Below are 23,202 nucleotides of genomic sequence, written 5' to 3' on the forward strand. Positions count from 1 at the left end.
CCGTTATCCGTTCATCGCCTGGCCGGCCTGCGTGATGCCGAGCAGGTTGTCCTCTTCCATCTCGTTGTAGGCCTTCTGGGAACTGCCGAGGTTGTCGGCGATCGTGTACAGGGCGTCCCGTACCGCCGAGGCGCGGGCGTCCCAGTCGACCATCTGCTGGTCGCAGTAGGCCGAGGCGGCCGGGCTCTTCCAGCCTCCCTTGAGGTTGTCGATGTGAGTGCGCAGGTGCATGAGCTGCTGGTGAATCGAGTCGGCCGCGTCGCGCACGAACTGCGAGGCGCTGACCATCGTGTCGAGGTCGGTCCGCAGCAGGGACGAGCCTCCGGCGTTGCCCTGCGGCGTGGTTCGCAGAGTCATGTCGGTCCTCCGGGTCGAGGTCGGGACGTGTCGGAGCGTATGAGGGCGGTGCGCGCGTTCGGGCGGCCCGGATCGCGCGGTGCCGGGCCGGGCGGTGCCGGGCCGGGCGGTCAGTTCAGGACGCCTCCGACGAGACCCGCGATCCCGCCGAGCACGCCCATGGCGGCGAGCGCGAGCGGAGCGGTGGCCCCGTCGATGAGCGTCCACCACGTCGCGGTCCTGCGCCTGCCGCCGGTGCGCCGGCGGGGTACCGCGCCGAGCAACGCGAGGCCGGTTCCGGCGGCGGTCGCCGCGATCACGGCGGCGCCGCCCCAGCCGTACGAGGCCAGGATCCGCGCGAGTCCCGCCATCGCGGCGAGCCCGGCGAGGCCCGAACCCACCGCGACGGGCAGCGCCTCCCGGGCGTACCGGAACGTCGCCGCCCGGACCGCGAGCGACGCCGCGGTCACGGCGGTGAGCGCGACGGCGAACAGGTTCCCGCTCGCGGCCATCACCACGGCGGCCACGGCCACCGCGGCCGTGCAGCCGTACGTGCCGGAGACCAGCAGCCCACGGGAGCGGCGCGCCAGCGCCTCGACGTCGCCCGGTGCGAGCGCGGCCCGGCGGCTCAGCCGCGCGCTGAGCAGCGCGGGCCCGACCCGCAGCGCGATGGTGACCGCCACCGCGGCGGCGGCCGCCGCCTGAGAAGGGCGTGCCCCGGCGGCGACGGCGGCGGAGGCGGCCGTGAGCACCCCCGCGAACAGCGCCATGCCGGGTACGGCCTCCGGCGCCAGCGGGCCGGCGGCGAGCACGGAGGCGAGCAGCGCCAGTGCCCCGCCGACCGGGCCGGCATGCGGGATGCCGCCGGTGAGGCCGTAGCCCGCGACCGGAGCCATCGCCCATGTTCCCCACACCAGCCCGAGCCGGGGACCCCGGCGCTCGCCATCGCGGCGGAGCAGGTAGGCGACGGTGAGCAGGGCCGCCACGGTGGCGAGCAGCGCCGGCCCGGCCGTCGTGCGGACCTTCGGCAGTACGGCGGCGACGGCCGCGCCGATCCCGAGAAGGCCGGCGGCGAACGTCGCCGCCACGGGTCCTGCGAGGGCCGAGGCGGGTCGTTCCGCCCCGTCGGCCGCCGCGGTCGTCACCGGATCGTCGAACGCCACGACCCTCGGCGAGTCCCACGCGCTGACGTCCACCAGGTGGAGGACCTCGCCGTCGAGCACGGCCTGCTCGGCGAGCGTCGCCGTCAGCGGGAACGGTGTCCGCCCGACCCGGGCGAGGGACCACGCCGCGGGCCGGGCGTCCTCGCTGTCGATCCCGCACAGCTCCGCGACCGCGGGGGTCAGCTCCAGCAGGGGAACGGTGTTCGGCAGCGTCAGGTCGACGCGCTGGCCGCTCACGCGGACGGTGATGGCCGACAGATCTCTGCGCACCGGTGGCGGCTCCCTCGGTCCGGCGCCCGCGTCACCGGGCGTGTCGCCGTCCATTCCCGCACGGCCGGCCGCGCGTTCCGGACGTGCGTTTCGCGCGGGCCGGCCGGACAGAGTCGGCCTGTGCGCGTCCTCTTTCACCGACCCGCCCGCATGGCGGCCCCCGGCCTGCCGGCCGATCCCCTGACGGTGGTCCCGCCTCCGGTGGACCAGGGGCAGTCGCCCGCCGGCTCGTGGTTCCAGATGCTGCTGCCGATGATGAGCGGCTTCAGCGGCCTGATGTTCATGCTCTACAACCCGCGTCCGCTCTACATCGTCGTCGGCGCGACGATGGCGGTCGGCTCCGTCGGGATGAGCGTGGCCATGTTCGTGCAGCAGCGTTCGATGCTGACCCGCAAGGCGAAGCTCGAACGCGAGCAGTACGGGGTGTACCTTCGCGCGCTCGCCCGCCGGGCGGCCGCGCTGGCCGCCGCCCAGGACGCGGCCGCGCGGTTCGTCCACCCCGACCCGGCCGGGTTGTGGGCCGTCTGCGCGGGCCGGGTGAGGGTCTGGGAGCGCCGGCCCGATCACGACGACTTCTGCACCGTGCGCGTCGGCACCGGGACCGTCCCATTGTGCACGCCCCTGACGGTGCAGACCGAGGACGGCCCGTTCGCCCGGCGCGTGCCCGACCTGCAGAGGGCGGTGGAATCACTCGTCGCCCGGCACGGCCGGGTGCGCCACCAGCCGCTCCTCCTCGATCTGCGGGCCACCCCCGTCGTCAGCCTCGTCGGCTCCGCGGAGCGCACCCGCGCGATGGCCGCCCTGATGGTGACGGAGCTGGCGACCTTCTGCGCGCCGGACGACCTGGTCGTCGCCGTGTGTCATCCCCCCGACGCCGCCGGCGCCTGGGAGTTCGTCAAGTGGCTCCCGCACGCCCGGGAGGACGACGCGGTCCTGCTGTTCCCCGATGGCACGAATCTCGCCGAACGGCTGACCGAGGACCTGGAACGGCGCAGGGAACAGTCGCGGCGGCGCACCGGCGTGCTCCTCGACGACCCCACCAGGGCCGAGCCGCCCCGCAGGCTCGTCGTGGTCGTCGACGGGTACACCGCGTCGGCCCCGATCGCCCGCCTGAAGACGATCACCGAGCTCGCCGAACGCGCCGGCGAGCTGGCGGTGAGCGTCGTCTTCTGCACGCCGGCCCGGCGTGACGAACCACCACGGGTGCACGCCCGCGTCGTCGCCGGTGACGATGGGACCATCACCGTCGACGACGCGCTCGAGGGCGTCGCCGACCAGGCGGATCCGGCGATGTGGTCCGCGATCGCACGCCGCCTGTCCCCCCTCCGTCTCGGCGACCCGGGGGGCCGCGCGGTCCTGGCCGAGACCTGCCGGCTGGTGGAGCTGCTCGGGTCCCCCGCCGCGCGGGCGCTGGACGTCGCCGCGATGTGGTCGTCGCTGGCTCCACCGTACGACGTGCTGCGCGTGCCGGTCGGCGTCAACACCGAGGGGCGGCCGGAGGTCCTCGACCTCAAGGAGTCGGCGTTGTCCGGGATGGGACCCCACGGGCTCATCGTCGGCGCGACCGGGTCCGGCAAGAGCGAGCTGTTGCGCACCCTCGTCACCGCGTTGTCCCTCACGCACCCCCCGGACGTGCTGGGCTTCGTGCTGGTCGACTTCAAGGGCGGCGCGGCCTTCGCCGGGCTCGCCGGCCTGCCGCACGTCGCCGGCATGATCACCAACCTCGCCGACGACCTGACCATGGTCGACCGGATGTACCTCGCCCTCTTCGGCGAGCAGCAGCGCCGGCAGAGGCTCCTGCGCGACGCCGGAGACGTCGACAACGTACGGGAGTACCAGCGGCGGCGCGCGGCCGGCCTGCTCGGCCCGGACGCGCCGCCCCTCCCCTACCTGCTGATCGTGGTCGACGAGTTCGGCGAGCTCCTGGCGGGCCGTCCCGACTTCATCAACCTGTTCGTCGCCATCGGACGGCTCGGCCGCAGCCTCGGCATGCATCTCCTGCTGTCCAGCCAGCGGCTGGAGGAGGGGCGGCTGCGGGGCCTGGAGAGCCACCTGTCGTACCGGATCTGCCTGCGGACCTTCAGCTCGGTCGAGAGCACCATGGCGATCGGCACGCCCGACGCCTACCACCTGCCGCCGGTGCCCGGCTCGGCGTACCTGAAGGTCGACACGACGATCTACGAGCGGTTCCGCGCGGCACTCGTCTCCGCGCCCGACGTGTCGCCCGCCGACCGCGCCGACGACACGCCGCGTCCCGCGCTGTTCACCGCGTCGGCGCCGGTTTCGGAACCGGCCGCGCACGAGGACACCGACGCGGTCGATGACGCCTCGCTGCCGACGGAGATGGCGACCGCGGTGAGCCGTATCCGCGCCGTCGGCGCCTCACCTGCCCACCAGGTATGGCTGCCGCCGCTGGAACCGAAGATCCCGCTGTCCCGGCTGCTGCCGCCGCTGCGCCAGGACCCGCGCCGCGGACTCCAGGCCGGGGACCGGGCGGGCGGCGGCCGGATGACCGTACCGCTCGGCGTCCTCGACCTCCCCGAGGCACAGGCCCAGCGGCCGTTCGGCGTCGACTTCACCCGCTGGGCCGGTCACCTGGTCGTCGTCGGCGCCCCGCAGACCGGCAAGAGCACGCTGCTGCGCACTCTTCTGCTGTCCGCGCTCGTCACCCACACGCCGGGCGAACTACACGTCTACGCCATCGACTACGGCGGCGGATCCCTGTTCGCGCTCGCCGGGGCGCCCCACGTCGGAGCGGTCTCCGGACGGCTCGAACCGGAGAAGGTCCGCCGTACGGTCGGCCAGATCTGGAAGCTGGTCGACGAGCGTGAGGAGCGCTTCCGCGAACTGGGCGTGGACTCGCCCGAGACGATGCGCGCCCGCCGGGGCGAGCTCTCGGCCGAGGACTCCGCCGACGTCATCCTGGTCATCGACGGCTGGGGCGCGCTGCGGGGCGAGTTCGAGGACCTGGATGAGCAACTGCTCGACATCGCCGCGCGTGGTCTCCGCGTCGGGGTCCACCTCGTCCTGACGGCGAACCGGTGGATGGAGGTCCGCCCGCAGCTCCGGGACAACATCGGCGGCCGCATGGAACTACGCCTCAACGACCCCGCCGACTCGGAGATCGGCCGCAAGGCCGCCGCGACCCTTCCCCCCGGAGTCCCCGGCCGCGCGCTCAGTCCCGCCGGGGACCACGTGCAGGTGGCCCTGCCGGAGCTGGGATCCTCGGTGGAGGAGGTCGTCAGCGCGATCTCCGCCGCCTGGCCGGGAGCGCCCGCGCCGCGCATCCGGCTGCTGCCCGCCCAGGTCAGCCCGGGTCAGCTGCCCGCGCCGGGCGAGGACCGGGAGCCCGGGGTGCCCATCGGCGTGGACGAGCTGGAGCTGGCCCCGGTGCACCTCGACCTCGGCGGCGCGGACCCGCACTTCCTCGTGCTCGGCGACGCCGAGTCGGGCAAGACGACGTTCCTGCGGTCCTGGTTGTCCGGTCTCCAGGCGCGCCGCACCGCCGAGCAGGCGATGTTCCTGGTCGTCGACTACCGGCGGACCCTCCTCGGCGCCGTACGACCCGAGCAGACGTGGGCCTACTGCGGTGCCGCGCCCGCCGCCGTGGCCGCCGTGAAGGAACTCGCCGAGGGCATCGTCGAGCGCCTGCCGCCCGCCACGCTGACCGCGGCGGAGCTGGCGCGGCGCTCCTGGTGGTCGGGGCCGGAGTTCTACGTCGTCATCGACGACTACGACCTGGTCGCCTCTCCGTCGGGCAACCCGCTGCTGCCGCTGGTCGACCTGCTCGCCCAGGGCCGCGACCTCGGCCTGCACGTCATCCTCGCGCGACGCGTCGGCGGCATGGCGCGCGGCGGCTTCGAACCGCTGCTCGGCCGCCTCCGCGAACTCCGCCAGCCGGGCCTGATCATGTCCGGCGACCCGTCCGAGGGCGCGCTGATCGGCACGTACCGGGCGACCCAGCAGCCCGCCGGCCGCGGCCTGCTCGTCCGCCGCAAGCGGCGTCCCGTCCTCGTGCAGACGGTGCGCGCCCCGGCCGAGGAGCCGGCCGAGTGAGCCGCCGCGCTCATCCGCCTCGACCGTCGTACGCGCCGGCCGTCCCGGTGCGCGTTGGCCCGGTGCGCGTTCGCCCGGTGCGCGTTCGCCCGGTGCGCGTTCGCCCGGTGCGCGTTCGCCCGGTGCGGAACGCGCGGGCCCGCTTCGGAGAATCGACACGTTCTGGTGAGGAGGTGTGGTCGTGACCGACCGAGCGAAGAGTTCGGCTGAGCCGCGGACACCGGACGCGGACGACGAGGGACGGCCGCGCACCGGCTTCGACGACCCTGAGGGCACGGCCGACCGGGCCGGGGGCGGTTCCGCGGCGGGTACGGCCGCCGTCGCGGCGGGCGCGGCGGTAGGCGCCATCGCGGCGCTCGCCGCGGAGGACGAGCGGACCGGCGGTGGGGGACCGCCGGCGCCCGGTCGTTCCGGTGCGGCCTCCGGGGAAGGGGGCGCCGGAGGCCGCGCCGGGAACGCCGGCGGTGGGCGGGTGCTCGGCGTCGGGGCCGCCGCGGGTCTGGGAGCGATCGCGGCGGCGGGCCTGGCGCCGAGCGGCCGCGCCGACGCGCGTCACGCCGCCGGCGGTCACGCGGGATCAGGCCATCCCGCCGCGCGCGGCGTTCATCCCGGCAGAGTCGACGGCGCCCTGCCCACGCCACCGGGAGACCAGGGGTACACACCGGCGCCGGCGACGGACACGCAGGCGGGCACGGCACCGGTGGCCGGCGACCCGACGGCGACGGACACCGCGTCGCACGTGAGCCCTTCCGGGACCACGGCGGGAGCGCAGCCCACCGGGTCCCCCGGCACCGCGAGCCCGCACGGCTCACCGGTGGTCCCCGCGACCGGCCGCCCCGCCCGGAATCTCGGCTCGTCTTCGTCCCGCGGACCGGTGACGAGTGATCCCGGCGGACGCTCATCGGCGGGCTCCCCGGCCGGAGTCCCCGATCCGGCGGACGGGCCCCTGGCCGAAGGGACGCGCCCGGCGGACGGCTCCGGGTCGGCCCCGCTACAGCGGACGCCCGCGACCGGGACGCAGGGATCGGACGAGGCCGGCCGGTCGCAGACGGTCCTGTACGACTCTTCGGGCGCCCCGGTCGCGATGCGCAATTCCGCCGGGCAGGTCGTTCCCCTGGGATCGCAGCCGGCAGTCGGTGTGAACGCACCGGCGACCACGGGAACCGCGCGCACGGGGAAGGGAGACGACGGCGTCCAGCAGACCCAGAGTGGTCAGGGCGGCGCACCGCCGTACGTGCCGAAGACCGATCCCGAGATCGCCCAGTACATGCGCGGTCTCACGCCGGACCAACGGGCGGCGGAGATCCAGCGGGTACTGGACGACCAGAAGATCCATCTTTCGGGCGCCAAGCTGCCCGGCCTGCCGGATGGCTTCTGGGACAAGGACAGCTACACCTATACCGACGAGAACGGCACCACGAAGACGCTCGATGTTCTTTCCGCCGCCGCGACGCTCACGATGCTCGAAGACTCATTCTCCCACTTCAAGACTGACATATCGGCGCTGAGCGATACGGCTGCGAAACTGTCCGCGAAGGGCGACGACATCGACGATCCGGCGATCGCCCTGGCACTGGCGTTCAATGCGGTGGATGGAATGTGGAAGACGCTGTTCGACGATGTGGGCAATGCGTCGGACGAAAGTATCACCAAAGTCCAGAACAACTTCTACGGCTTGAAGACCCTGCTCTTCGGCGGGAACGTCACGAATCCGGCGAACAAGAAGACCGCCATGACCAACGGCAACATCCCGACCGTCGCGAACGCGATACGCGACCAGGCGTCGTCGCTGAATCTGGCCGCGTCACAGTACGTCGAGACCGAGGAGGAGAACCTCTCCCAGTTCGGGATGCACGCGGACGACCCTCGCCCCGCATGGGAGAAGGCCCGTTATGTCAATGGGCAGGATCTGGCGAAGACCGGAAACTTCCCTCCGGGCTTCTTCGATCCGCACAACCCGTCCAGTCCGTACTATCAGCGGTGACCGGCCGTGATCATCACCGGACCGCCCGACCTGAGCTGGATATTCCGTAATATCGCAGATGACGCGCACAACCACGTGCAACCGCTGCGCGCCGCCGCCGCCGCGTGCAGGACGTACGCCGCGAGGATCGAGAACGTCCCCGGCGACTGTGACACGATCCTCGCCACCGGGCTCGCGAACTGGGACGGACCGGCCAAGGACGCGTTCCTTCTGAGTTGGGCGGTCAACTTCACCGGCACGGCCAACGATGGGTACTCACCAGGCTCCTTCAGCCAGCTCAGCAATGAGGCGATCGCGCACGGTACGCCATTGCAGCCGATCCTGCCCGCGCTGCACTCGCAGATCCTCGACACGGCCGACCAACTCGAAGACCTCGCGTCGAAGATCGAACAATATGTGATCGCATGCAAGACCGCGCAGGTCATCGACCTGGGTCTCGCCGTTCTGTCCGTCGTACTCTTCATCTTGACCATTGAGATCGGTGGCGAGGGCGGACTGGTCGCCGGCCTGTTCTCCTACCTCGGCGTGGACGCGGCGGCCACGTATCTCGCCGGGCAACTCGTGGCGTGGGGACTCGGCTGGGTGGTGAGCATCGCCGTCCCGATCGTGACCAACATCGTCATGCCCGCCCTGGAGATGGCCTTCATCAGCGGCATGATCGACCTGGTGTCCCAAGAGGTCAAGAACACGTTCGTCTGGGATCCTTATCGGCAGTCGATCGGTGAACCGCCCGCAGAGGTGAACTGGGTCGAGGTCGCCGACGCCGCGCTGATCGGCGCGGTGTCCGGCGCGGTGATGGGGGGCTTCGGAGGCATCGCCGGCGCGTTGCTGAAGCCGGTCATGCAGAACGCGAGCCCGATCCTCCGGCAAGTGATCACCCGCAGCCTGGGCGCGCTGCTCGGCGGGATCGGCGATGTTCCGGTCCAGCTGACACACATCCTCGGCCCGGAGCATCGGGGCTGGGACTGGGGGGAGTTCGGGTCGAGCGTCGGCGTCGGCGCCTTGCTGGGAGGGCGAATCGGTGACCTTTTCACTCAACGCCCGACCCTGATCATCGATAGTCCCGACGGCGGCACACTGTTCATGGCTCCGGACAAGGGGCTGACGATAGATCCCGACGGTCCCGGCATATCCGTCATCGACCCGGCGGCGGGCGGGCCGGTATCGGCCGACCGGTGGGCGTTCAACGTCATCGACCCTGAGACCGGGCGGATCATCGGCCACGCGTCACCGGGCGCTACCAGCCCGGACGACCCGTCCCTTCGCGTCGTCTACAACGACGGCACCGTGAAGGACTACGCGCTCAACGGGTCGACCGTGCATGTTCTCGCGTCCGAGAAGGTCGGTGTGGTCGATGGCCCGGCGACGTCGGAGAAGACCCCCGACAGCGTTCCGCTCAAGACCGCGTACGACAAGCACATCGCCTATTCGGTCGAGGGCGGGAAGGCGCGTCCTCTGTTCCAGACCGACGCTCTCGGCGACAGGAAGGCCGCCATCAGCGCCTTCGACGGTCAGGGCGACCCTCATCCCGTCGAGGTGCACGAGAAGCTCACCGACGAGATGAAGGTACAGGTCGTCGACAGCACCGGCGGCCGTGATGTCGTCACCACCGTCGAACTCCCCAAGGACGCGTGGGTCGTCTACGACCGGGACGGCAGTGTCATCGCGGCGACCCGTCCCATGAGCAAGGTCTCCTTCGACTCGTCGCCGTCCGGCCTTGGTGGCATGCGTCCGTCTCGGACCGACAGGAGTTCCACCGAGCTGTACATGGCCGGCTCGGACCGGCAGCTCAGACGCCTGGGGTTCATCCGGCGGAACCCGGTCAGCGGACAGTTCGAGTTCTACGGCGATAAGTGGCAGCCCGGCGACTCCGAGGGGCTCTTCACCTTCACCGGCAACGGGTTCGAGGGCATGACTCTTCGGCAGATCCCGGACGGCCTCGGGACCACGACGATCGCCGTCGGCGAGACGCAGCGCTTCTCGTACGGCCGCCTGGGGGAGGTGGAGCCGACGTTTCCCGCCCCGGCGCGCGGGGAGACGGTGGAGACCCCACCGCAGCCGGGCCGAACCGTCGACGCGGACCAGCCCGTCTCCCCCGCCGGCCCGAGGCCCATGCCGGCGTTGCCGGAGGAGACGGGGAACGGCTCGACCGACCAGAACGTCGTCCCCGCCGAATCGGCACCCTCCGGGCAGACGGGAACCGTCACCGAGACGCCGCCGGTGACCCCTACGGCCGACGTTCCCCAGGATCCGGTGAAATCCGCCGTACCGGTGCCGCAGGAACCGGTGAAGAGCACGGGAACGGTGTCCGAGGTACCACGACGGACCGTCGAGTCCATACCGGGCGAGCCTGTGAAGAAGGTGCAGCCGTCCACGGCGCAGACGAACACCCGCGACGGCACCGTCTCGGTCGAGACGCCGCACACCGCGGGGAAGACGCCCGTTCCGCGGCGACAGGCGGCCTCCGTGTCCTCGGATGACCCGCTGACGGCGCTGCACGAGCAGGCCAGCAACATGCTGGACGGGCTCGGCGGCCGACCCGTGCCGGAGACGTACGACCTGCGCTCGGCGCTGGAGAGGTTGCGGGATCTGATCACACGGCTGCCCGACGAGCACCCGCGTAAGCAGGGCCTTCTCGACGCCCTCGATGACATGCTCAACAAGAGGTCGGGGATTCCGGCCGGAAGGAACACCGACCCGCTCATCAGGAACCAGCTCTTCCGACCACTGCTCGAACAGTTGGCCCGACTCGACGCGGGACCTCACGAGCCGCGGCTGCCCGCCCCGGACGGGTTCCGCTTCGACGCGTCGGCCTCCTCCGGAGGCCAGGCGGGTGGCGACGGGCTCGTGCCGAAGCAGGAGGAGTCCGCCGCCGCGGCCCTGCCGAGCATGGAGAAGTCGAGCGAGCCGGCGAACCTTCGGGTCGAGACGATGGTGCCGGGCCTCTGGGAGGAGATCGACCCCGGCCGTACGGCGGTCGGACCGTGGAAGTTCAAGGACTACGGGCCCTATCACAACGGTGACACGGTCTCGATGGCCACCAAGGTGACCAACGGCGAGGTGCCCGGCACGGGGACGTTGATCCGCATCCTCAACACCAGGACGGGCGAGCTCTCCTACAAGAGCGAGGTGCTCAAGTTCCCCGACGGCGCGCACTGGGTGCGGCACGAGCGGGAGATGGTGCCCGGCCGGGGCACGCCGCTGGAGACGTACATCACCATGCGGCAGATGAAGCGGCTGGCGGAGGCCGCGGGCGACCCGGAGCTGTTCACCCGGCCGCATGAGGTGGTCGTGCAGGACATCGCGAACGTCAGGACCATCCTGCGGCTGGCACGGCTCGAGCAGGTGTGGCAGGCGGAGCACCCCGGCCTCCCCTTCGACCGGAACCAGGCGATCGAGGCCACGCACTCGGTGCGGTACGCGAAGAACTCGATCACCCAGAGCGGGGGGAAGGTCACCGCCGTCTGGATCACCGGCGGCAACGCGATGACGGCGGAGGCCCTGATCAGGACCCAGGGATACACGACGGCCGCCGAGCAGGCGAAACTGCTGCAAGCGTACGGCGTCGCACCGGGCGACCAGGTCCTGGCGGATTTCGCGATCCACCTTCAGGTCGAACCGGCCCACCGGCCGCCCCTGGCGAGCGGGGACGCCGGCCCGCTCGAGAATTCGCCCGGCGAGGACGCGCCCGGCGAGGACGCGCCCGGCGAGAAGAATGTGGGCGGCGAAGACGCGCCGCCCACGGAATCCGGCCCGGCCGGCGGCCCCGTCTTCGGCGAAGCGGGATCGGACCCGCTGATCCCGGCGCCCGCCGTGCACCGGGCGGCCCCACCCGGTTCGACGGCCGCGCCGGAGATCGTACGGCCGCGCCATCCGGACAAGAGCAGATTGGTCTACCCGTACGACGGCCTGGTCCACCCGGCCGTCAGGAACGAGGACGTGCCGGCCAGATCGAATGTCAAGGCGCCCGCGGGCGACCACGTGCCAGCGCTGCTGGCCGAGATGTTCGTCGCAGGGGACGACCTGGGGATCGTCGAGGACGAGGTGCGCAACCTGCTTCCCTGGATCCGGGCCTACACGGTCGCGTTCGGCAAAGAGGTGCTCACCTCGCTGAGGGCCGAGCCCGGCGGGACGCGGATCCTGGTGTCCCACAGCGCCGTCGGTGAGAACCCCGCCAACCTCGACGTCGCCGGGCTGGTCAAGGGGTACGAGGAGCCCATCCCGATCCTGCACACGCATACACGGCGGAGCCATGCGGCGCCCAGCACGACCGACCACCACTCCGTGACCGGCCTCCTGCCGTACGGGTTCGTCGCCGGGCCGGTCACGCCGGGTTCGGAGGAATGGGCCTTCGTCCAGTTCGGTCCGGCCCCCACGAAGGCTGCGTATCGACAGAGACCCCTCACCGAATTCTTCTTCGGTAAGCGGTTGAGAAGCGTGCTGGCCGAGCAGCTACGGCGGGCCGCCGAACAGGCCGACCAGCGGATGACCGCGTTGCCCGGCGGTCCGGTGGCCACCGGCGCGGCGCGCGCCCACGCGATCGTCGATGCCGTCGATTACCTCAGTGAGGTGACGACCGGCGGTGCGGCCTTCGCGATGACGAGCCCGCAAGGTTCGGCGTTCGCGGATCTGCTCTTCCAGCTCCTGGACACCCCGGGTGGACCGACCGCGGAACAGGCGGCGCGGCTGGAGAGAGCGGCCTTCCGCTACGCGCGCGGCGAGGCGTTCGCGCCCGACATCGACGCTCTGTCGGCCTTCCGCGCCACGCTGCTCAGCGAGTACGAGGACCTGTGGCCGACGCTGTCCGACCACGAACGGTCCGGCCTGCCCACACCCGCCGATCTCCCCGGCCACGCCGACGAACCGCCGGCCGGCCGCCGGCCATCCGGCCGGAACGGCCCCGCGTTCGGTGAGCCGCACGTGGCACCGCGGCGGCGGCCGGCCCCACAGCGCCTCATCGAATACGGCGGGACGCCGGACGGCCCGGACCGCGAAGCGGAGCTGGACCGGATAGCGACGGCGCTGAAGCTATGGCAGGAGCAGGGTCCAGGCCGCCTGACCGCGAAGGACCGCGACGCGATCCTGGGCTACATCGACGGTCTTCTCACCGACGCGGAGGGGATCGCCGAGGTCAACGGTGCGCTGCGGCCGTTGGCGCAGCGGTTCGAGCATCTCGCGAACTCCCTCCTGGACCTGTTGCACGACACCGGCGCCCTCGGTTCCGTCGAGGTGTCGAAGCCCGGCGTGGATACGAAGGCGTACGACTGGATCCTGACCGCGCGCGATTGGGTGCGTGCCGAGGCCGGCAACTACCGCACGCGCGTGGTGGCGAGGGTTCCGCTGCGGTCTCGCGGTCTTCCCGTGCTGAACGAGAGTGAAAGGGCCCGGCTGGACCGGTTCCTGCGGCGGGCGACGCTCCACTACAAGATGGAGTTCGGTTATCAGCTCGCGATCGACATGGACGCCGGACCAGGCGAGCCGATCTGGTATGTCGTGGTGGTCCGCGGGGGGAGCCACCGTGTCCGGGCTAGCTCGGTGTTCGTCCACGGCCATCCTCAGTTCGACGGCTCGGAGTCGCCGTGGATCCGGCGTCCCTCGGGCGAGGACGGGGACATCGGGGCCCTGCGTGATTCGCCGTACCAGGCCGCGCAGATCGTGCCGGGTGACGCGACCCACGACCGGATCGTCTACTTCCGCTCGGGCAAATACCAGATCCTGCGCGGCGAATCCGTTCAAGTCCCGAAGCTCGTCGATTCCGTACGGGGCGCGGTCAAGACATTGACGCTGTCGAAGGACGTCGGTGCCTGGCTGGAACTGATCGACGAACTGCGCGATCCCAAACGCCCCGCGTCCTGGTCACCGGATCCCTACACGGTCCGCCGGCTGATGAAGCACTTGGACCAGGTCGAGGAGGGCCTGCCGGGCGAGGAGGTGAAGGCCGCCCTGGACCGGCTGGCCGGGGGGAAGAGCACCCCGAGCGACCGCCCCTTGGTCAACGAACTGGTCCGCCACCTCCAGCGACTCGCCCGTCAGACTCAGGGCGAGGCTCGGAGGGCGCGCCTGGAACTCAGCGCGCACTTCCCCTCCTACAACCCGAGGGATCCAGCCGCTCGGCGGAGCATCAAGCCGTACTGGGCCGGCGATGAAGTGTCCGCCCCACACCGGGGGCCGGCGACTCCGGCCCCGGTACCGCCCGACGACGCCGAGCGGTATCAGACACCGCCCACGGCCCCCGCCGGACAGCAGGCGCAGCAGCCCGGAACCGCCGAGCTGAAGGCCGCCGAATGGGCGGTCGAGCAGGCCAGGCAGTTCCGGCAGGCGCAACTGGATCAGATTCGCTATGAGTTCGCCCCGTACCGGGAGGCCCTGGAACGGCTCGATCGGACGCGGTCGCTGCCGGAGGCGGTCCGGTTCGTCCGAGCCCTGCGGGCTCGGTACGAGCAACTGCGCCAGGACGTACGGGCGGCTGCGGCGAAGATGGACGCGGAGCGGCAGGAGGCCCCCGGCGTCGGGCCGCTGCTGCGCAAGGACGCCGAACGCTGGCGGAGGGCGTCTGTCGATTTCTGGGCCGGGCAGGCCCGGGAGAGTGCGGGCGAGCTGGCTCTACTGACGCGGATCGAGCGCCTTACCTCGGTCGAGCCGCTCCCTCCGGAGATGGAGGCACTGCTCCGGGAGTACTCCCGTACGCTGTCGCCCGAGGCCGCGGACGAGCTGGGGTACGCGCTGCGGGTCCACCTCGGCTTCCAGCGGCGGGACCTGGTGAGGCTCCTCACGGAAAGCCGCGACGTCCTGCAGCCCGAACCCGTCAACGAGTCCGCAGCCGTGCTGCGCGACGAACTGCGAAGGGTCAATGACGCGCTGGCCGAGGCGTGGAGGAGCGGCACCGAGCATGACGTGCAGGAACTGGAGGCGGTGGCCGGCTCGCTGGAGCGGCGCCTCAGGAGGGCCGCCACACCGGCGTCCCCGGCCGATCCGCAGCAGACGGTGGCGCGGGCGAAGGAGCTGACGGCACGGACGCGGGCGCCGAGGCTGAAGAACCTCGATGCGCTCACCACCTATCTGCGCATGCGCTTCGAGTCCCCGGTCGAGAACATGGAGGCGCGTAAGAAGCGCCGTGAAGGACTCATCCGCCTGGTGACGGAGCTCATCGACGTCCGTGAGAGGCTCTCCGTCCCGGACCTGACGGGGGCGAACAGGAGGGAGCGGGTCCGGCTCGAGGCACGCCTGGCGCAGGTGCTCGAAGACCTGAGCAGATGGCGTGTCACCGGACCGACGGCCGAGCCGACGCCCCCGGAGACGGTCATGGTGGTGGCCGAGCAACTGATCGACCCGGTCACCGAGAAGCCGATCCCGGGACGCGCGCGGACCGTGCCGATGATGATCGACAACGTCGCCTCCCCGAGCACGTCGAAGAACCCGCTCGCCTGGGCGGGGGCGAAGATCACCCAGATCGGCGAGTCGACCGGCCACTACCGCGTCACCCGGCACTCGCTCAACCCGTACGGCGGGGTACTGCCGGTCACCGGTTTCAACGAGACCCGGTACCGCGTCGAGATGCCGGACGGCAGTGTCCATGACGTCACCGCCCGAGAGGACTTCCAGAAGGTCGAGCTGCGCAGCCCGACGGAGATGCTCCGCTACTCGGGGAGCCTCGCGGGCGGGCCCTTCACCGACCTGTTCGGCACGTTCCCGATCTGGAGCCGGTCCATCGACCTGTTCGACGGGGACCCGAACAAGGGTTACAACATCCTCCTCATCCCTCGCACGTACGCCGCGATGGAGACCGGCCTCCTGCTTCCGGGAAGCGATGACGTCCATCGACTCAACGGCAAGATCGACGTCGACGTGCGGACCGTACGGCCCTCTGCTCATGGCCGGTACGTCCTACCGAAGGCCTGGTCCCACTCCGAGCCCGTGACGTCCAAGGGGTTGATCGCGGACAGCCCCGGACCGAGGATGGCACCCCAACACAAGTACGACCTCGGAGTCGGACTGCTCCTGGTCTTCCCGATCATGTACAAGGGCATTCAGGTCGCCGCGGTCGGCGGGGTACTGCAGTTCCAGTACACGAACGAGAACAAGGCGCAGTTGAAGACGGCAGGGCTGAGCCGTCGCCAAGCGCTGCGAATGCTCGCCGCCGGCCGGTTCGACGAGAAGGAGCACGGCGTCAGCCGGGAGTTCGTTCTGTCCATGTTCTTCTCCATGGGCGGGCAGAACCCCTTCGTACCGCAGCCGAGCCGATTGAGCTCCATCTTCGGTGGGTTCAATCTGTCGGGCGTCCCGCTGGCGTACGTGGCGGGACGGTCGGTCGGCTCGGCACCGGACGTCGTCGACCGGATCCTCATGAAGGCGCCCTGGGTCGGCAGGCGGATACGCGCGAACATGGAGGCCGCCACCCGTGCCGCCCGCACCGAGATCCGCCGCCTGGCGCGTGCGCGAGTCGCCGACGAAGAACGCGCCGAGCTATGGCTTCCCGGTCTGCGGATCGACGGACGCGTGCGCCTGTCCCCGCCCGTTCTCGACCACCTGCGGAAGCTCGCGGACGATGGGCATGCCGTACGGGTGGGGCGCCGCTACGGCACCGCCACCGCCCCTGAGGTGCTGATCGACGGTCGCGAGTACGGTATCCACCGCCCGGAGAGCGGTGACCCGGACCATGCCGCCACCGGGCTCAAGCGGGCGTACGACCGGCTGGTCGCCGCACCGAGCCACATCGAGGAACTGCCCGTCGAAGGCATGATCGTGGACCTGAGTCACGTCCCGGCCTCCGCCAACGTCCAGCAGGTGACCACCCGTCTCAGCGCGCTGGCCGGAACGGCGGGAATGCCCGAAGCGGTCATCATCGTCGGCCCTGGCGGACTGTCCCTGGCCAAGCGGCTCGCCGCCGGCCTGCTGGCCGAGGTCGAGCAGGCCGCAGGCGTGCCGGACGGTCTCGTGGAGTCGCTGAAGGAGATCACCCGAGCGCTGGAGGCTTCCTCCGAGGCCGGGGCGGCGCTCACGGCGAGGGCGCTCACCACTGTCCTGCAGCGGCTGACCGCGGACGCCCAGGGGCGGCCCACGGACCAGGCGTGGTCTCAGAACCGGGACGTGCTGAAGAGCTCGTTGAAGGGCATCGGCACGCTCCGCTCCTCCACTGAGCCGTCACGGCCGGACATCCGAGCCCAGGGCGGTCTGGGCGAGGAGTGGAAGCCCGCCCTCCACTTCGAAAAGCCGCGGCAGGAGCTCGCCCGGGAGCAGGAGTCCGTCCGGACGGAGCCGGACCCGCCGGTCAAGCGGGCGCCCGAGCGGTCCTCGGCCGAGGTCGTGCCGGCCGAGGTCGCCGAGGTCATCCGGAAGGAGGCCGCCAAGCTCGTCGAGCAGGCCCGGCGGCGGATCGCCGAGGCTTCGGCGGACGGATCGATCACTCAGGACCGGGCCGCGGAAGCGGCCGACCTGATCCGCCGGGTCGAGCGCCTCGTCCTGAGCGGTCCGGGAGCGGTCCGGGCGGAGGCGGTCAGGTCACACGCCGACGCCGTCGGCCTGCTGCGCGAGCACTTGGCCGCGCTGCCCTCGCCGCGCTCACGGCTGCGTACCGCCTCCATCGCGTCGGCCCGTACCCGGACCCGGTCCGCCGGGGAGGGCGCACAGGCCGGCGGGCGGCTCCGCACGCGGGCCTACAGGACCAGCGCACCTGAGGACCGCCCTCTCGGGAACGACGTGTCGTCCGCCCCGCAGGGCGAGGGCGTCGATCTGCGGCCACAGCGTACGGTCGACGCGCTGGCCGTCGACTTCACGGATCCGCGCAACGAACGGCCCGCCACGATCGGCGACGTGCGGGTTCTGGGAGGACGTGACTTCGTCACCGGCGCGTCCTTCCGCCGAGGGGCCGAGGTGAGTGCCCTGCCGCTCACGCCCGCGGAGTGGAAATGGGTGCTCACCGTCATGCGGGACCGCCTCTACGACAACCAGGGGCTGGAGCATGGCGTCCTGTACCACCCGGCGACTGACACGGAACCGGCGCAGATCGCCATCGCTTCGGGCGGCCCGGCGGGCATCACACCGCCGCCGGGGTGGCTGGTGCTCATGCACAGCCACCCCTATGGCCAGGCGGCCGGAAACGGTCCCTCCATCTCCGACTTCCTCGCCCTGCAGCACACGCCGTACTCCCATACCTACCTGCTGGAGCATGCTTCGCGAGATCTCGGCCGGCCCGCTCGGATCCACGTCATCCGCCGCGACGGAACCTCCGAAGTGATCGACCAGCGGCAGATCGCGATCCCGGAGATGGACCCGGAGTACGCGGAGGCGCTGTTCGACGCCGAGCATCTCGGCGACGCTCACACGGCCGTCGACACGGCGCTCGACGGCCTGGAGACACGGCCACCCGGCACGCCCGTGTCCGGCGAGCTGTCCAAGCTCCTCCGCAACGCCCTCGCCTACAGCACCGACGTCGGACCACACGACCTCGACGCCGGCATCCTCCGGCGAGTCCGCCTCGGCGGCGGTCCCGACGAGGCGGACCTCCCGGCGATCCACGAACACCTCGATGCCGCCCTGGAGGCCATCCTCCGCGCCGTCGGCGGGAACAGGGCCCGGCTCCGCCTGCTCGACCCCGCGCGCCGCTCCGACACCCTCAACGCCCGCGCCTACCTGCGCTGGCTCTCCCGCCGGGAACGACCGCCGCGGCTCCTCGACGACGCGGTGGGCATCGACGGACGCACCGGCAGGACCACCTACCACGATCAGTTCAAAGCGATCATCCGGCGTGCCGTCAAGGCCGCCGTCGATGACCTGCCCGCAGACGCGACCGCCGCGAAACTGCGGGACGACCTGCTCAACTGGCGCGAGCACGACCTCCTGCTCGACGCCATGCGGCGCGCCGTCCCGGCCGCCGAAGAAGATCTCATCCAGAGGCTCCTGGACGCGCTCGACGCTCACGACCGCATGCGCGACGCCGCCAGGACGGCTGCCGGACGGCCGGAGGCCGGGAAAGGCGATCGATGACCGATCTGTACGGCCGCGAGGCCGCCGATAACGCCGGAAAGCGCACGCTTCGCGTCGAGCGCGGCGTGTGGGACGGGTTCGCGTCGATCGGCGAGGCCCTGGACGCGGCCGTGGACGACGACCTGCTGACGATCGCCCAGGGCACGTACGTGGAGAATCTCACCGTCACCAAGAACGTGACGATCGAGGGTGAGGGCCCGGTCGTCGTGCAGTCGCACCGTGGTGTCACGCTGGCGATGTCGGCCGCGGCCGCCACGGTGCGGGGGCTGACCATCCGGGGCGGCGACGCCGCCGAACCGGCGCTGCGCCTGGACGCCGGTGACAGCCTGATCGATTCGTGCGAGGTCCATGCCGAGCACGCGGGCGGGGTCACCGTCATCGGCGGGGATCCGCTGATCCGCGACTGCCGGGTGACATCGGCGGGCTTCGGCGTCAGCGTGCGTGACGGCGCGCGCGGGCGGGTCGAGCGGTGTGAGATCAGCGGGCGGCGCGGCGGGATCCTCGTCACGAGCGCGGCCGATCCGACCGTGACCGGATGCGCGATCGTCCGCCCCGACGGCAACGGGATCTACGTGACGAGCGGCGGGCACGGCGGCTTCGACGACTGCACGGTGAGCGCGGCCGGGCAGCCGGCGGTGGCCGTCGACCGCGGCGCCGACCCGGTCATGCGGCGTATCAGGATCTCCGGCGGCGACAGCTACGGCTTCTGGATCGATGAGGACGCGACCGGGCTGCTGGAGAACTGTGAGGTACGCGGCACGCGAGGGCACGGCGTCCACGTGACGGGCCGCGCGGATCCGATGGTCCGCTCCCTCACGGTCGAAGGCGCTCAGGGCGCCGGCATCCGGGTGAGCGGCGGCAGGGGCACGTTCGAGGACTGTCTCGTCCGGACCGGTGGCGCCGACGGCGTGGCCGTCGACGCAGGCGGCAGCCCGGCGCTGCGCCGCGTCATCGTCAGCGACGTCGCCGGTCACGGCATCGCGGTCGAGGAGGCGAGCGGTTCGTTCGACGAGTGCGTGGTGTCCCGTAACGGGATCGGCCACGCCGGGATCCGCGTCGGCCGGGGCGCGGCACCCTACTTCCGGCGCTGCACGGTCTCCCACGTTCCCGGCGAGGGCGTCCGCGCGGACCCGGAGGCCGCGGCGGCCCTGGAGGACTGCCTGATCAACGAGACGAAGGGCACGCCGATCGGCGTCCTCGGCGGCACCGACGGCGACGGCCGCTACACCCTGACGCTCGGGGTCGCGGAGCGCACCGCCGCGGCCGGCACCGTCGCGCCGGCCGGCCTCGGCGCGACCTCGGCCACCGTTCCGGCCGCCGAGGGCGGCGGGCGGCGGGACCGGTCCGGGCCGGTCACCGCCGACGATCTCGACGACCTGCTCGCGGAACTCGACGAGCTCATCGGTCTCGCCCGGGCGAAGCAGGAGGTCGGAGACCTCGTCACGTTGACGCTCGTCGCCAAGCAGCGGGAGCGGGCCGGCCTGCCGCCGCCGCCGCTCAGCCGGCACCTGGTGTTCGCCGGCAGCCCCGGCACCGGCAAGACCACCGTGGCACGCATGTACGGGAGGATCCTCGCCGCGCTCGGCGTCCTGGCCAAGGGCCACCTCGTCGAGGTCAGCCGCGTCGACCTGGTCGGGGAGTACGTCGGGCACACCGCGCCCAAGACGCAGGCGGCGTTCGACAAGGCGCGCGGGGGCGTGCTGTTCATCGATGAGGCGTACCTGCTCTCCTCCGGCTCCGACGACTTCGGGCGAGAGGCGATCGGAACGCTGGTCAAGCTGATGGAGGACCACCGCGACGAGGTCATCGTCATCGTCGCCGGCTACCCGGACGAGATGGACCGGTTCCTGGCCGTCAACCCCGGTCTGGCGTCGCGGTTCACCCGCACGATCACCTTCGAGGACTACTCCTCCGAAGAACTCGTCACGATCGTCGGCGAACAGGCCGGGAAGCTGCACTACGAGCTGTCCGAGGACACCGAACAGGTCCTGCTCGACCACTTCGCGGCCATCCCGCGCGACCGTCACTTCGGCAACGGCCGTACGGCACGGGTCGTGCTGGAGGAGATGATCCAGCGGCAGGCGCGGCGGCTGTCGGCGGTGGCCGAACCGACGCGGGACCAGCTCGTCCGGCTCATACCGGAGGACCTCGGCTCCTGACGACGGCCGTCCGCGGGGGTGTGCGAAACGGGTGATCGGAACGCGCACCCGCCGAGACGAGAATTCGGCGCAGACGTTACCGCTCCGCATCATCGATCCTCGCGAGGAGACGGATGGCTGCGCTCGGCCATGACAAGATGCCGGTCCCGCTCCGGCGCCTGTTCGGCGCGGTGACCGGAGGCCCGGCACCGGGCCGCGCGGTCGCCGGCGGCCTGGTGATCACACTGTTGCTGGCGGCGCTCGCGTTCGCCGCCGGCAGAGGCGTCGTCGCGGCCTCGTACCGTACGCGGGCCGGCAACGCGTGGCTGGGGACGACGCCACGCGGGTCGGTGACGCTGGTCGACGGCACGAGCGGGCGCCCGTCCGCGGAGATCGTGCTGCCCGGCACGGCGGGGCACCGGCTGCAGATCAGCCAGGACGGCGACCACATCCTCGTGTACGACCCGAGCACCGGCGTCCTGACGAAGATCGACTCTGGCCGGCTCACCGCGGGCCCGGCCCGCGCCACCGTGCCCGGTGTCCGGCTCGTGGCCGGGCCGAAGGCGGCCTATCTCGTCGACTACGACGCGGGCACGGCGCAGCGCATCGACCTGTCGACGCTGCAGAACGTCGGCCCGTCGATCCGCGTCCCGGGGCGCCTCGGCACCGCGGGGGTGGACGCCCAGGGGACGCTGTGGCTGCCGCGCTCCGACGACGGCACGGTCGTTCCCGTCACCCAGGCGGGCCCGGGCACCCCCGTCGACGTGGGCGGCCGCGGTTCCACCCTCGCGGTGTCGATCGTCAGCGGCCGGCCGGTCGTGGTCGACGCGACGAAGGGCCGGGTCAGCGTGGTCACCGGCACGGGCGTCGCCTGGGCGGCGACGCTGCCCGGAGCGGGTGGTGACGCGTCGCTGCTCGCCCCGGCGACACAGGCCAAGAGCCGCCTTCCGCTGGTCGACGCCGCGGCCGGCAGGCTCTTCGTCGTCGACGTCGACGCGCACGGCGTCCGGTCCGTACCGCTGGACACCGGCGGGAACCCGCACCTCGACGCGCCGGTGGTGCACGGCGACGCCGTCTACGTCCCGGACGAGCACAGCGGCTCGGTGCTGGTCTACTCGATGCGGCACGACCGGTGGGAGCCGTCCTTCCCCATCGGCGGCGCCCCCGGGCAGATCGACACGGTCACGCAGGACGACGCGATCTACTTCAACGACACCCAGGGGTCGCACGCGGTCGTCGTCGGCGGCGACGGCACTCCCCGGCCGGTCGACAAGTACTCCCCCGGCCGGCCCGGAGCGTCCAAGGTCCCATCGGCGCCGACGCTGCCCGGCGACGTTCCGAAGAGCGGTGTCCCGACACGACCGGCGACCGCACCCGGCGCGCCGCCGTCCGCACCGCCGACCGGCCCGAGCAGGATCCCCGGCTCGGGCGGGACTCCCGGCCCCGGCGGGCGTCACCACGGTCGTCAGGGCGTCCCCCCGGCACCCGGCTCGCCGGACGCGACGCCGTCCGAATCGGCACCGCCCCCGCCGGTGACGCCACCGGTGACGCCGCCCACCGGGCCGGTGACGCCCACCGGGCCGGTGACGCCGACCACTCCGCAGGAGACACCCACCACCCCAGAAGAGACGCCGACCACTCCGCAGGAGACGCCGACCACGCCACCGGCGGCGCCCAGGCCGGGCACGCCGCGCGACGTGGCCGCCGCCGCACAGCCGGGCGGCTCGATCCGGGTGTCGTGGAGCCCGCCGGCCGACGCGCCGAAGGACGTCTCCTACACGGTCGCCTACGACGGTGGCGGCGGCTCGTCCGGCAGCGTCCAGACCACGAGCACGACGCTCACGATCGACGCGGCCCGGCTCGTCTTCCTGCGGTCGTACACGTTCACGGTGACGGCGCAGGACTCCGGCGGCGCGTCGGATCCGGCCACGGCGCAGGCCCGGTCGGGCGGCGACGGCAGGTCCTTCAGCGTGGACGTGTCCAAGACGCGGACCGACCCGGTCAATCCCTGCGTCGACCTGCCGAACTGCCGGGCGACGATGCGCCAGGCCCCCACCCACACGAGCGCCGCGACCGGGGAGGCGCCGCAGGGTTCGACCGTCACCGGCTTCTGTTACAAGAGCGGGCAGTCGATCGGCGACGACGACGGCGTCCGCTCGACGGAGTGGGTCCTCATCGAGCACGGCGGCGATCGCGGCTACGTCAGCACGCTGTGGCTCGGTGGCGCGAACGCCTACCAGAGCGTCTGGCCCTGCCCATGACGCCCGCGATC

The 23,202-nt window shown here is 71.9% G+C and carries 7 protein-coding genes; 5 read left to right on the top strand and 2 right to left on the bottom strand.

Annotated features, from left to right (window positions below):
• Positions 1–3: 3 nt before the first annotated feature.
• On the bottom strand, positions 4–357 hold the full coding sequence (locus tag NDW01_RS23510; RefSeq protein WP_252823432.1) for a WXG100 family type VII secretion target: 354 nt from the start codon (positions 355–357) through the stop codon (positions 4–6).
• Positions 358–467: 110 nt separating this feature from the next.
• Complete coding sequence (locus tag NDW01_RS23515) at positions 468–1,769, bottom strand: EsaB/YukD family protein (RefSeq protein ID WP_252823433.1); 1,302 nt, start codon at positions 1,767–1,769, stop codon at positions 468–470.
• Positions 1,770–1,889: 120 nt separating this feature from the next.
• On the opposite strand from NDW01_RS23515, the gene eccCb reads away from it, so the two are divergent.
• From eccCb to NDW01_RS23540, 5 genes are all read left to right on the top strand, one after another.
• Positions 1,890–5,825, top strand: coding sequence for a type VII secretion protein EccCb (eccCb, locus tag NDW01_RS23520; RefSeq protein ID WP_252823434.1), 3,936 nt, complete (start codon positions 1,890–1,892; stop codon positions 5,823–5,825).
• Positions 5,826–6,699: 874 nt separating this feature from the next.
• Entirely contained in the window at positions 6,700–7,809 is a 1,110-nt protein-coding gene (locus NDW01_RS23525; RefSeq protein WP_252823435.1) for a hypothetical protein, read from the top strand.
• Between the two features lie 6 nt (positions 7,810–7,815).
• Complete coding sequence (locus tag NDW01_RS23530) at positions 7,816–18,792, top strand: hypothetical protein (RefSeq protein WP_252823436.1); 10,977 nt, start codon at positions 7,816–7,818, stop codon at positions 18,790–18,792.
• On the top strand, positions 18,789–20,951 hold the full coding sequence (locus NDW01_RS23535) for a right-handed parallel beta-helix repeat-containing protein (RefSeq protein ID WP_252823437.1): 2,163 nt from the start codon (positions 18,789–18,791) through the stop codon (positions 20,949–20,951). Before NDW01_RS23530 ends, NDW01_RS23535 begins: the two co-directional genes overlap by 4 nt.
• A 113-nt stretch (positions 20,952–21,064) precedes the next feature.
• Positions 21,065–23,191, top strand: coding sequence for a fibronectin type III domain-containing protein (locus NDW01_RS23540; RefSeq protein WP_252823438.1), 2,127 nt, complete (start codon positions 21,065–21,067; stop codon positions 23,189–23,191).
• Positions 23,192–23,202: the final 11 nt, after the last annotated feature.

The sequence above is a fragment of the Actinoallomurus soli genome, from assembly GCF_024055715.1.
In the GTDB taxonomy this organism is placed as follows: domain Bacteria; phylum Actinomycetota; class Actinomycetes; order Streptosporangiales; family Streptosporangiaceae; genus Actinoallomurus; species Actinoallomurus soli.